Source organism: Alteromonas sp. W364 (genome assembly GCF_031846205.1).
GTDB lineage: Bacteria > Pseudomonadota > Gammaproteobacteria > Enterobacterales > Alteromonadaceae > Glaciecola > Glaciecola blandensis.
This window is the reverse complement of the sequence record NZ_JAVRID010000008.1, coordinates 206090-218330: the sequence shown is the minus strand read 5'-3', so window position 1 is coordinate 218330 and position 12241 is coordinate 206090. Positions and strand designations below refer to the sequence as shown.

At 42.1% G+C, this 12241-nt stretch carries 11 protein-coding genes; 7 read left to right on the top strand and 4 right to left on the bottom strand.

What is annotated here, in order from left to right:
* Positions 1-330: 330 nt before the first annotated feature.
* The 3 genes from RM556_RS14085 to RM556_RS14075 are packed head-to-tail and all read left to right on the top strand — an operon-like array spanning position 331 to position 2754.
* Positions 331-459 carry a hypothetical protein gene (locus RM556_RS14085; RefSeq protein ID WP_311374900.1) on the top strand — a complete coding sequence of 43 codons (129 nt, stop codon included), beginning with the start codon at positions 331-333 and terminating at the stop codon, positions 457-459.
* Positions 460-496: 37 nt separating this feature from the next.
* Positions 497-2071 carry a HAMP domain-containing sensor histidine kinase gene (locus RM556_RS14080; protein WP_311362312.1) on the top strand — a complete coding sequence of 525 codons (1575 nt, stop codon included), beginning with the start codon at positions 497-499 and terminating at the stop codon, positions 2069-2071.
* Positions 2068-2754, top strand: a complete 687-nt coding sequence (locus RM556_RS14075) for a response regulator transcription factor (protein WP_311362311.1) — start codon at positions 2068-2070, stop codon at positions 2752-2754. The genes RM556_RS14080 and RM556_RS14075 overlap by 4 nt, the downstream gene beginning before the upstream one ends.
* Positions 2755-2766: 12 nt before the next feature.
* On the opposite strand, the gene RM556_RS14070 is transcribed toward RM556_RS14075, so the two are convergent.
* Positions 2767-3630 (bottom strand): delta-class carbonic anhydrase, encoded by an 864-nt coding sequence (locus tag RM556_RS14070; RefSeq protein ID WP_311362310.1) that lies wholly within the window; start codon positions 3628-3630, stop codon positions 2767-2769.
* 384 nt (positions 3631-4014) lie between these two features.
* On the opposite strand from RM556_RS14070, the gene RM556_RS14065 reads away from it, so the two are divergent.
* Positions 4015-5292, top strand: coding sequence for a serine hydrolase domain-containing protein (locus RM556_RS14065; RefSeq protein WP_311362309.1), 1278 nt, complete (start codon positions 4015-4017; stop codon positions 5290-5292).
* Positions 5293-5334: 42 nt separating this feature from the next.
* On the opposite strand, the gene RM556_RS14060 is transcribed toward RM556_RS14065, so the two are convergent.
* From RM556_RS14060 to RM556_RS14050, 3 genes are all read right to left on the bottom strand, one after another.
* On the bottom strand, positions 5335-6471 hold the full coding sequence (locus RM556_RS14060) for a DUF1501 domain-containing protein (RefSeq protein WP_311362308.1): 1137 nt from the start codon (positions 6469-6471) through the stop codon (positions 5335-5337).
* Between the two features lie 5 nt (positions 6472-6476).
* Positions 6477-7844: a DUF1800 domain-containing protein gene (locus tag RM556_RS14055; RefSeq protein WP_311374899.1), complete on the bottom strand. Its 1368-nt coding sequence runs from the start codon at positions 7842-7844 to the stop codon at positions 6477-6479.
* Positions 7845-8063: 219 nt separating this feature from the next.
* Complete coding sequence (locus tag RM556_RS14050) at positions 8064-8492, bottom strand: organic hydroperoxide resistance protein (RefSeq protein ID WP_311362306.1); 429 nt, start codon at positions 8490-8492, stop codon at positions 8064-8066.
* 106 nt (positions 8493-8598) lie between these two features.
* Here RM556_RS14050 and RM556_RS14045 point away from each other — a divergent pair, with 106 nt between their 5' ends.
* The 3 genes from RM556_RS14045 to RM556_RS14035 all read left to right on the top strand — a co-directional run bounded on the left by RM556_RS14045 (position 8599) and on the right by RM556_RS14035 (position 12144).
* Positions 8599-9030 carry a MarR family transcriptional regulator gene (locus RM556_RS14045; protein ID WP_311362305.1) on the top strand — a complete coding sequence of 144 codons (432 nt, stop codon included), beginning with the start codon at positions 8599-8601 and terminating at the stop codon, positions 9028-9030.
* A 300-nt stretch (positions 9031-9330) separates the two neighbouring features.
* Entirely contained in the window at positions 9331-10059 is a 729-nt protein-coding gene (locus tag RM556_RS14040) for a helix-turn-helix transcriptional regulator (protein WP_311362304.1), read from the top strand.
* A 135-nt stretch (positions 10060-10194) separates the two neighbouring features.
* Entirely contained in the window at positions 10195-12144 is a 1950-nt protein-coding gene (locus RM556_RS14035; protein ID WP_311374898.1) for a serine hydrolase domain-containing protein, read from the top strand.
* Positions 12145-12241 lie beyond the last annotated feature (97 nt).

Sequence of the window (12241 nt, the reverse complement as noted above, 5' to 3'; positions counted from 1 at the left end):
CTCGGGAATGACTATGTGCATTGCGTCATCCCCATGTAGATGGGGAGCTAGGTTCCCGACTGCTCGGGAATGACTATGTGCATTGCGTCATCCCCATGCAGATGGGGAGCTAGGTTCCCGACTACTCGGGAATGACTATGTGCATTGCGTCATCCCCATGCAGATGGGGAGCTAGGTTCCCGACTGCTCGGGAATGACTATGTGCATTGCGTCATCCCCATGTAGATGGGGAGCTAGGTTCCCGACTACTCGGGAATGACTATGTGCATTGCGTCATCCCCATGTAGATGGGGAGCTAGGTTCCCATCTACATGGGGATGACTATGTGCATTGCGTCATCCCCATGCAGATGGGGAGCTAGGTTCCCGACTACTCGGGAATGACGTTGGTGGCGGGAATGACGTTGGTGGCGGGAATGACGTTGGTGGCGGGAATGACATTGATTGCGGCAACAACTAAATATTAGATGAAATATTAAATAAGGATTGTTTTAGAGATGTATAAGAAAAAGCTCTTCTTTTTTGGTTTGGGCACGGCCTTTATCCTACTCATTGCACTTGCATGCACAGCGGTATCTGCGCACCTTACGCGGCAGAACTTGGAACAGAGTACAATTGCTCAGTCCTTATTAAGTGAGCATCAACAGCTTTCCAGTATTTCTTACCGGCTCTTTAAACAGCTTACCGATGAAATTATTTTTGGTAAAAATGCCAACCAAGCAAATGTCCGCAAAAAGCGGGCGATTATCGCTGAATCTATCGTCAATATTAGACGCTTGGAATTAAAGCAACGAGAAGCTTTAGGTGAAGATTTCACGCTAGGTACCGTAGAAGATACCGACGAACTTGATAGTTTAATTACATCCATAATCAATGAATTTGAGATGATTGTAGAAAACAGTACTAGTGTCCCCATTGCGCAAAAACAAAACCTACGCAACTTGCTAGAAGAGAGTATCGACAATGAATTTAGAGAAGCGATAAACGCAGCAGAAGTGCGTCAAAGTCGAGTAGTGAGTAGCATCAATGCGCGAATAAATGCCTTAAATACAGCGATAGTTTGGTTTACATTGATTCTAGGTCTATTGGTAGTCCCGCTTATTGGCTATGCCTGCTATTGGTTATTTAACCAACTTTATCAGCCGCTTATACTCATTCAGCGCGCCACCAATACAATAGCCAACGGTGACTACCGAAAGCCTATTTCTGATACTCTTGATAGTGAATTTCAGCAACTCGCCACCTCAATCAATCAGCTCGCTAAGCGGCTGCAAGAACACGAGGCAAACGAAGCTCGCTCCCGCAAAAATTTAGAGTTCCAGGTAGAGCAACGCACTAGCGAGTTAACCCAAGCCAACCTACAGTTGACCAAAATAGACTCTCGTCGTCGTCAATTCATTGCTGATGTATCGCACGAATTGCGCACGCCTTTAACGATCATAAGAGGTGAGGCTCAAGTGACTTTGCGTGTGAAGTCTATCTCAGAGGCAGAATACAAAGACACACTGCAAGTAATACTCGATCAAGCCGTCAACTTGAGCCACTTAGTTGATGGTTTATTACTACTCACAAGAGCTGAGATGACTGAGCTTCATTTAGAGCTTTCTAGCATGGATATGGAGCCCATTATCATGTCAGAAGTCGCAAAGTGGCGTAAACTTTGCGAAAACAGAAATATTGAAGTTGATGAGAATATTAAAAATACACTGACAAAGGTACGCATAGACAAACCAAGAATAGAACAGGTTTTTTCAATATTACTCGATAACGCTAACAAGTATTCAGCCAAGAATGAAGCCATTAAAATATCGATAGGTTATTCTGAGGAATGCATTAACATCTCAGTGTCGGATACTGGCGAGGGTATTTCAGGAGCTGAAATTGAGAATATCTTCGAACGTTTTGTTCGCTTCAGCAAGCATAATGAGGGAGTTGGTCTTGGTTTGCCCATTGCCAAAGCGATTGTTGAGGCCCATAAAGGCAGCATTAGTGTCAATTCCGTGCAAGGTGAAGGAACGACCTTTTCTGTCAAATTACCGCTAGATAACTTAACACTGAAAAATGAATCATGAAAATATTAATCGCTGATGACGAATTACCGCTATTACGTTTTTTAGAAAAAGGTCTTAAAACAGAAGGCTACGAATGTGACACTCTGAGCCAACTGCATGAGATATTACCTTTTGTTAAAAAGCATTCGTCTACGATCCTCGTATTGGACAGAATGTTTGGTGATGAGGATAGCGTGTCTATTGTTTCTGCATTGAAAGCCCTTCCCAACCCTCCCATGATTTTAATGCTAACGGCTCTTGATGAAGTTAATGAGAGAGTCAAAGGCTTACAAGAAGGTGCAGATGACTATTTATGTAAACCTTTCGATTTCGATGAATTGTTAGCACGGATCGTTGCCTTGAAACGGCGAGTAACCCAACAAACACCCGATACAATAAACTCGCTGAAATTCTCAAAGCTAGAACTATTGCTAGATGAGCGAGTGGCAAAACTAAACGGAGAAGAAATAGGCTTAACTAAAATAGAGTATGAGTTGCTTCAGTATTTGCTCGAAAACAAGAACAAAGTTTTGTCGAGAGAAAGAATATTGAGCCGAGTGTGGCAGACTTACAGTGACCCCAACACCAATATTGTGGATGTTTATATTAGTCGCTTAAGAAAGCGCTTGGATGCGGATAAAGCAATTGCGATTCAGACATTACGCGGGAATGGATATCGCTTGGGCGAAACCGCCCAAGCGTAAACACCGTTTCTACTACTTGATTGGAGAAAGTAGCTTCTCATTTGTTACCAGATTTCTAACGCCGTGAGCATGATCTTCGTTGAACTCATTGCTTTCACACCATTCACCAACTGAATTGATATCTACTTTAGCAACCTGAGGTCTTACGCTCCAGCTTACTTTCAGAGGAGAAGCTTTTTCATTGAATGAGGGGCCTGTGGTTGAACCAATATACTCAACCGGTGTACCCGTATTATTCGGAATGTTGACAGCTTGATAATAGCCATCGCGCTGCTCTACTTTCGCTAAGTCTTCGAAGTCTAATGCATCGTCATCGTTTACAAGAACGAACACTTGACCTTCAACACGAAGACCTGGGTTCATTGAACTGTCTGACAAACACGCGCCCAAGGTTGGACCTGGCTTGATATCATTTGACGTATAGACATAATGCAATTCAATAGTATCGCCCGCCATTAGTGAACCACCCTTGGCAGCACAGATGTTTTTGTTGACTGGTTTTGTTTCGGCAGCAGAAAGTGCACCATCATATTTGAAGCCAGTCATGTAACCTTTACCGTCACCATTACCAGCATAGGTTGTGAACTCACCACCCTTGTGTTCTGCATTTTTGTGAAAATGAATGTTACACAAGTTCATTTGTGTTGACGGTGCAGCAAAGCCAAAAACTCGCTTGTTAGTACCCTCTTTAGAATCGATGTCTCTTGGAGACTGGGGACCAAAGCCCTTTCCATCAGTGTTCATTTCGAGAGCGGCACGGTTTTTCTCAATAACATCGTCGCCGACAGTTTTAGAAATTGCAGGACTCGCGCCAACTAATAGAGCTGCAGCAAGTGATGAAAAGATAGCTAGTTTTGTAGGTGTAAACTTGTTCATATTTAACCTCTGTTGGGTTTTACAGCAGACTTTGTCTGGTGTCGTCAACGTTTTCTAATTTATAAATGACTGCGGAAATAAGCCGCAAGCACTCGTTCTAATACACTTTATTTTATGGTTTTAAAACTTCCGACCAATAGAGATATAGTCACTCTATAGGCTTTGTGGATGTTAAGAGTATAGGCGAGTAAATTGAAAAAGACTTTGCTTCAACATTAAAATTAGATTAAAAGCGATTAATTTAACCATGAGGACCGTGAATTCATCGAATAAGCAAGACAAAAAAAGACAAGTCATAGCGCTATATTTACTCAATATAATAAACTAGATTCAAATGGTTCGGCGGGCTACACTACAAAAAACTTCTTAGAAAAGGACTTATTTATGCGGCATTATCTCCTCATAAGCCTCTGCCTTATATTATCGGCATGCAGTATATCGGTTACTGAGCATCGCCTACCCTATGACGCCAACACCAATGCAGTTGCTAACAAAAACCAAGGCTTTTCTAAAGGTCGATTACAAAACATCGACACTAAAATGCAAAGGTATATTGACGAAGGTAAACTAGCAGGAATCAGCACATTGGTCGCCAGGAATGGAGAGATAGTCCATGACTCCACACTTGGCATGCAAGATCGCGAGGCTGGACTTGAGTTACAGAAAGACACTATCTTCCGTATTTATTCAATGACAAAACCAGTCACTGCTGTGGCCGCACTGCAACTATGGGAGCAAGGCAAGTTTCATATGAATGATCCCATTGCTTGGTATATACCTGAACTAGCAAACTTAAAAGTGTATGTTAGTGGTAGCGGTGATGATATGGTGCTTGAAGATGCAAATGCACCCATCAGAATTATTGATTTATTCATGCACACTGCCGGTTTCAGTTATGGTTTTACTGGTAGCGAAGTTGATAATTTGTATCGCGCATCTCCCATGACACAGGGCAAAGTGAAAGCGGAAGATGTCATGAGTGAACTGGCTAAACTCCCACTCAATCATCAACCTGGCACTCAGTGGCACTATGGTGTGAATACCGATGTGATTGGGGCGTTAGTTGAACGGTTGTCTGGAATGAAACTGGGCGAATACATGCAAAAGAACATTTTTGTACCTCTTCGAATGACCGACACTGGTTTCTCAGTTGCTCCTGATAAAGCTCACCGACTAGCGCAAATATACAGTAGCGACAAGAATGGAAACACGATTCCGATGGAAAATGAACCTTTAGGCGACTTTTTGAGTGACCCAGAAGTTCATAATGGTGGCGGCGGCTTAGTCTCAACCATGGACGATTATCTTACCTTTGCACAAATGCTATTAAATGGGGGTGAAATAAACGGTGTTCGGATCTTAGGTCGAAAAACAGTTGAATATATGACGAGCAATCATCTTCCTGCAGACTTAGTTCCATATGCAGCTAATTCACTTGGTGAAGGCTATGGACTAGCAGTTTCGGTAACCGTCGACGAGGGGCAAAGTCGATTTTTAAGTTCAGAAGGTAACTTTGGGTGGGGAGGCGCAGCATCAACTTACTTTAGAGTCGACCCAAAAGAGAATCTTATTATCATTGGAATGGCGCAGTTTGTGCCTATCGGTACCCACCGATATCATGATGATCTCCGCAATTTGGTTTACCAAGCACTGATAGACTAAGCGCTTCTCTGGCTGGCGCACTGCTTTTGCGCTAGCCCTTGACTAAATATCGGGGAAGATCGCTTTGATTTGAGAAGGCGATAAACGCCAATGACTCATTAATGCTTCAGCAAGCCAAAAACGTATATCTGTCGTTGGCATGAGATCACGTTTTTCGAACAGTTGATCTTCGTGCAAGCCAGGCCATGTACCCATGACTTGGCCACCTTGTAGTTTGCCACCTAACTTACGCACCGCACCACCAGCAAAAAACATCACACCGCCGGTACCGTGGTCGCTGCCACCAGTGCCATTTAGCTTAACAGTTCGACCGAATTCAGAACTGATTACAATTAAGGTATCTTGCCAAGTATCGCCCAGCTCAGTCCTGATATTTTTTAGGCCTTCATCCAACAAGCTAAACTGCCTAGACAGGCGTTTACTCATATTATTATGGGTGTCCCACCCACCCATTTCTAACATGCCGCAGCTTGTATTTTGCTCATTTCGTAAAAGCTCGCCGCAGCGCTGCGCCAAGAAAGGAAACTTAGGTCTGCGTGTTTCCTTCATTTGCATATTCGGATTTTCAGTTTGTTCGATAGCTTGCTCTAGCAGACCGGCTAGGTGTGTGTCGCCTTCGTACATATCGGCTAATCGGGCCAGAGTATCTTCATCTGCTTCAGGAAAACTAGATGGAAACCAAGTATCAACGTCATTGGTCGCACCACGCAGCGCAATTGGAACCGTTCTGGCTACTGCGACGCCATTACCTCGATACTGATTGAGTGCCCTAGCCAACCAACCATTTTCGTGTTGCGTGTGATCTAGCCCACTTTCAAGTTGATCTTGCCCATCAAAATGTGAACGCTTTCGATATCCTGATGCTACCGCAACGACAGGCGTCATTTCCTTGCGCTCATAAAGCTGATGCAAAAACGCTAAGTCGGGATGCAAAGAAAACTGATGATCAAGTGTCAGTAAGCTTTTCTGAATGGGCTGAACAACAGACTGTCGGTAGCCAGCAAAGTCAGGATCACCTATCGGAAATAAGGTGTGTAAGGGATCAAGCGCTCCTCGAAGCATTACCCAAATCACTTTTTTTGTCTTGGTTTGTGCAACTGGGTTGAAAGCAAAAACGGTAGGACATTGCAACATGACTAAACTAGCCGCCGACGCTTTTAAAAAGTCTCTACGTTTCATAAGCGCTATCTTCTCTGAAATTCAGGGCTGAGTAATAACAGGGTAATAGCCTGGGTTTGGCTCTCCGCTCTGGCGATTGTCTCTGCTGTCTTCGCGCTCAATAGAGGTCCGAGTGCTTGTTTAGCAATCTCACTTACAGGTAACTTCACCTGTTCAGCAAAATGCCCTGCCCACTCTATTCTGTCTCGCAAAGCCTGTGCACTAGACCACGCATCGGAGGTATCTGCGTACCCTGCTGGTGAACCGGCATTGAAGAATCCTTGCCCCATTAATTCTAATACCTGGAATACATTTGGTTTTGGTCGATATAGTTGGCAAGCACGGCAACTTGAGATAATAAACTCTCTAGGCGTTTTAAATTTCTGATTTTGCAAAGACCAGGCGTCAGGATGAGTGATCATCGCAGAAACTACTTGTGGAATACTACCTTGGGAAGCCAAATAAACTCGTTTCATTTCCCCTACCAGTTTGGGAGATGGCTGATCTGCAATAAAGTGTCTTGCTAACTTGTAACTAAGGTGTTGAGCAGTGCTAGGGTGCATTGCTAAGTCAGTTAATATATTCTGGCCCTGACGCAAGCCATCTTGCTTCGTTCTTTGCTCGTATACTTTTCCTAGCACTACTCGATTTCCTGGTTCATGAGCAGATACTCGATACTTGAAGCCCGCCGGCTCATTTTTATGCGGTCGACCCACACTCCATCCCGTTATAGCTTTGGCAAATTCGACCACGTCTTCCTGTGTATAACCGGCCTTAACACCAAGAGTGTGAAGTTCAAGGATCTCTCGAGCTAGGTTTTCATTAAGACCCTTCCCTTTGCGTCGTCTACCTATTCGACTATTCGGCCCGATAGACTGTTCATTATTCAAATACAACAACATTGCTGGGTGTGCGATGACCGCCTGAAGCATATCTTCGAATGACAAACTCAGATTTGCGGCAATGGCTTCTCTCTCTATCGTAGGTGCGAGCGCTGTGATTAAAAGGTTATTCCTAGAAATACTAAAATGATTAGAGAAGAAATCGAGTAGACGCGCTTGAAGGACCTGTGAAGTTTTGAAGCTAAATTTTGTTGATTCAATCGCTAAATCGCGAGCATGAGAAACGATCTCTTTACGCTTTTGCGTCAGAGAAGCTTGCATGTCTTGGCTGGCTTCACTCGCGTTTTTAAGTTGGTTTCTTATTTGGTTGTATGCCATGACTTCAGTAATCGCCACTTCTGATGTGAACTTACTTTCAGGCATTTTGTAAGGCACCAATTGTGCTTTCAGCCAACTAGTAGGATTGGTTTTTGAAATCGCACGAACATCCGTTTCGGTAGCACCATAACCGAAACGATTCATTGCAATATATGCTTCTGTTTCTTTGTTCAAATCCAAAGCCCTAAGAGACCTAATAGAATCAATATAACGAAAGCAATTAAAAGCTCAAAGGGATTTACATGTTATTTACGTTTGTCAGCTTTTAAGGAAGGAACGACACTGTGATTAATATCCTCAATAGAAGGACTCATCAGGCTAAATAAGGTTTGAATGCTTCGTGAAGAAAAGCGGGCCCGAAAGCCCGCGAAAAATGACTGATTTCTTGGTCGATTACTTAATTGAGAGTGTTACTTCAATATTGCCACGCGTTGCGTTTGAATATGGACATACCATATGGGCTTTATCCACTAAGCCCTTCGCTTCTTCTTTATCCATATCACCTAGAGAAACGAGTAATTCAACTGCAATACCAAAACCCCCGTCAATAGCGCCGATAGACACTGAGGAATCAATATGTGTTTCGGCCGGCAGGCTAACTTTAGCTTGACCAGCAACGAATTTAAGCGCCCCGATAAAACAAGCGGCATATCCGGCAGCGAACAACTGTTCAGGGTTAGTTCCTTGTCCATCATCACCACCTAAACCTTTAGGAGTCGAAAGCGCTACTTCCAAACGACCATCATCAGTTTTTGCAGACCCTTCTCGTCCACCAGTTGCAGTTGCGTGTGCGGTATATGCAACGTTTTGTAATTTATTCATCAAATACTCCTCGTAAATTTAGTTTGCATACAAACAATAACGCAAGAAAACACATCTTGCAAATAATTTGCATGCAAATTAATATAATCACACCTAGGAGTACTTCATGTCTTACAAACAACTAAAGTTAGAAAACCAACTTTGCCACCGACTCTATATGGCTTCGAATAGCATCACACGCGCATATAGAGAACCATTGAGTCAGCTCAATCTTACTTATCCACAATATTTGGTCATGTTAGCGTTATGGGAAACCGATCGAATAACCATCGCCGAGCTAACTCAAAAAACGTCTATCGACAGTGGCGCAATGACACAAATATTGAAAAAAATGGCTGAGAAAGAACTACTTCTAGTAATAAAGGACAAAGATGATCGACGGAAGCGTTTTGTGATGCTTAGTCGTAGCGGAAAAGAAATGCAAGAAGAAGCAAGCCAAATACCTGAAAAGATCAAGTGTCAGTTTTCTTCCATTTCACCTGAGCAGCTTACCACTTTGATGAGTCTTCTGGATTTAACGATTAACGACCTAAGATAGTTGTCTGCGCTTACTAAGCTCCACAAAACTTGAACATTTCATTCATTTCTATATAGAAACTTTTTACGCCATATGTAGGACTGCCATTCTGGGTCAACTTGTCTGACGAGAAATGCCTATTTTGTTTAATTAATCTTTGTCGTGGAAATAACACTTAAATGATCAATATAAGCGTTTAGATAATTTTAAGCCCTAAAATTTCACTTTAATCGAAAATTATTTGCTTATGTCGTGGCCGTGTCGTGGACAAACAATGGCACGCCGAGCAAAATGGCAACTAAGCGTCGATTGAGAATAGTTATGAAAATTAAAGTCAAACACGGACTAATAAAAAAGTTAAGGCTGCAAAAATCTTGGACTCAGGAAGATTTTGCAGAAGTCTCTGGTGTGCACTCACGAACGATTCAGCGAATGGAAAACGAAGGTATGGTATCTGTAAAAACGCTAAATGCAGTTGCGAATGCACTAGACGTTGAAGCATACAAGCTCGAGTTTTCAACAGATGAAATTGATTTTGCGCCATTATGGATGGAGTTGAGAATTTTGGTTTTAGCTATTACGCGACGAATATTGCCAATGGATGATAAAGAGATACCCAATAGCTTGATTGCAATACTTTCACTATTGGCTATTTCTGCCAGTTATACACTGATCAATTCGATTATTCTGATCATAAGTCAACCGCAAAAGAATTTTGATAGCATTGCCATTTCCGGGTTATTCGGCGTCGTCATTAGTTTTTGTATTCTGTTTGTGGCTGTCATCTACCCGCTATTTAGATTAAAAAGTTGGGCAAGGTACACCATGTTAGGAATTTGTGGTGTGTTCTTTTTGATCAATGGCGGATTACTCGCTGAAGTATTTATCAAAGCCATGACGAGTAAGCTGTCTTTGAGTGCCTTGGATATAGATTACCTTTTAATAGCAGAATACTGCTTCAATTTACTGTTTGTTTACTGGATAGTCATCACCCTCACTCGAGCTGATATTAAAAGGCTGTATACAAAAAGTAAATTGCCCGACACGTAAGTGGCTCTCTTCTCAATCATCTAAGTATTTCTGCTTAGTATAAGAATCTATTTTAAAACATAAGTGGTGAGGTATCGGCGGCTATCTAATAGTCGCTAATATCTAGCATGTGCCTTTTATTTATTGGAAACCCAAATGAAAAACCTAAGACCTATTTTATTGTTACTCATTACATTCTTTTTGTTTTGTTTATCTGTGCAAGCTAATCAGAGTCGAGAACGGCATCAATCTCCGTCCAACATTGAAGAGCTTAAAGTCGCCTTGGCTGATTTAATGCAGCATTATAAAGTGCCAGCCGCGGGTATTACGATGATAGATAAACAAGGTCTTGTTTACTTTGATGCTATTGGCCTTGCGAATCGAGAGGAAAACATCTCTGTTAATACAGATTCTGTGTTTCGTTTAGGTTCAACGTCAAAAATGTTGGTTGCCCTGAGCGTATTGAAGCTCGTAGAAGATAAAAAGCTTAGTTTACAAGATAAGTTAGTCGATTTGGCACCAGAGATTGAGTTTAATAACCCATATGCGGCTACACATCCGATAAGGATTATGCACCTTTTGGAGCACACCACAGGTTGGGACGAACAGCATTACCCCGAATTCGCTCATAACCAAACACCGCCTATTTCACTTAAAGATGGACTTGATTTTCATCCTCACTCGAGAACCTCGCGTTGGCACCCTGGAAGCAGGTATGCATACAATAATACTGGACCGACGGTAGCTGCGTATATTGTAGAAAAAGTCAGCGGAAAAACATTTGAAGCGTTCGTACAAACGCATTTCTTCAACATGCTAGATATGCAACACAGCACATTTTTGTATGATGAGGTTTTTACTTCAATGCCAACCGTTGGCTATGACGATAAGAACCGACCGATCGACTATCATCATTTCATCAATCGTCCCGCAAGCGCTTTGAATAGCTCTATCAAAGATATGACGAACTTACTCACACTGTTTATTCAGCGAGGACAGTTCAATGGTACGCAAATTCTCAGCGAGCAGTCTTTAGTGAGAATGGAGACGCCAAGTTCATCGCTATCTGCACAAAAAGGTATGCAAACGGGGTATGGCCTCAGTAATTATAGTGCGGGTTACAAGCAATGGGTATATCGTGAGCATCGCGGCGGTATTGAAGGTTATATGTCTGAAATTTCCTATATCCCTGAACAGCAAACAGGACACGTCATTTTATTAAATACGAAAAACATTGCGGCTTTTCAAAAAATTTCTAATTTAATTAAAGATTACGAGACACAACAGTTGAGTCGTTCAGAAGCACCTGCAGCTGTGCTTCTGATGGATCAAAAAACGAATAAAACAGAGGAAGCGTTTTTGGCTTCCACGCAAACAAAACCGGCAATCGAGGGCCTATATTACGAAATCAATCCGCGAGTAGAGTTGTTCAGCTTTATAAATTACATTTCAAATATGAAAACATTTTCCTTTGACGAGAACACACTCATTCAAGGAAAGGCCATTGGGGCTAGCAAAAACTATTATCACCCAGTCTCAGACGATTTATATCGCTCTGATGAAACCGGTTTAATCTCCCTTGCTAGAGTCGTCGACCCGATTGAGGGTGAAGTATTGCACTATGCTTATGGTGCTAGTGCCGTTAAGACCTCGGTATTAAAAAGAATAAACCCTTGGCTAGGTTATACGCAGTTACTAATCGGGTTTCTGTGGTTATTGATTATTATATTTTCACTATTTAAAACACTGGGTATTGGTATTGCAAAGTTACGTGGTCGTAGTGTTCCTATTGAAGTGAAACAGCTCAGAAGATGGCCATTACTTGCTTCATGGGCATTTATCAGCATTTGGGGATTGCTCTTTGTTGCTGGCTCAAACCCATATTACTATATGGCCGGACCAACGATTGTATCTATTGGCATCATGTTGATGACGATTATTTTTGCATTATGCTCAGTATTTGCCATAGCGACTGTTTTTATTAAAAAAAGCAACAATGTCAATAAATCGAGCTATTGGTATTACACAATTGCATCGGGTGTGCATTTTTGTGTGATGCTTTTTTTGCTCAAATTCGGAGTCATCGGGATCATATTTTGGGCGTAAAGTGGGATGCACATCGCCTGATGTTTTCTTCAAATATAATAAAAGCGATTAGAGCAATCTATTTATTCGGTGTGTAAAAGCGTTTGATTGTGTCTAG

Excerpts from the sequence above, each read along its gene's own strand:
- RM556_RS14050 (WP_311362306.1), bottom strand. The coding sequence starts at position 8,492 with ATGAATAAATTACAAAACGTTGCATATACCGCACACGCAACTGCAACT.
- RM556_RS14070 (WP_311362310.1), bottom strand. The coding sequence starts at position 3,630 with ATGAACAAGTTTACACCTACAAAACTAGCTATCTTTTCATCACTTGCT.
- RM556_RS14080 (WP_311362312.1), top strand. The coding sequence starts at position 497 with ATGTATAAGAAAAAGCTCTTCTTTTTTGGTTTGGGCACGGCCTTTATC.
- RM556_RS14045 (WP_311362305.1), top strand. The coding sequence starts at position 8,599 with ATGTCTTACAAACAACTAAAGTTAGAAAACCAACTTTGCCACCGACTC.
- RM556_RS14035 (WP_311374898.1), top strand. The coding sequence starts at position 10,195 with ATGAAAAACCTAAGACCTATTTTATTGTTACTCATTACATTCTTTTTG.
- RM556_RS14060 (WP_311362308.1), bottom strand. The coding sequence starts at position 6,471 with ATGAAACGTAGAGACTTTTTAAAAGCGTCGGCGGCTAGTTTAGTCATG.
- RM556_RS14075 (WP_311362311.1), top strand. The coding sequence starts at position 2,068 with ATGAAAATATTAATCGCTGATGACGAATTACCGCTATTACGTTTTTTA.
- RM556_RS14065 (WP_311362309.1), top strand. The coding sequence starts at position 4,015 with ATGCGGCATTATCTCCTCATAAGCCTCTGCCTTATATTATCGGCATGC.
- RM556_RS14040 (WP_311362304.1), top strand. The coding sequence starts at position 9,331 with ATGAAAATTAAAGTCAAACACGGACTAATAAAAAAGTTAAGGCTGCAA.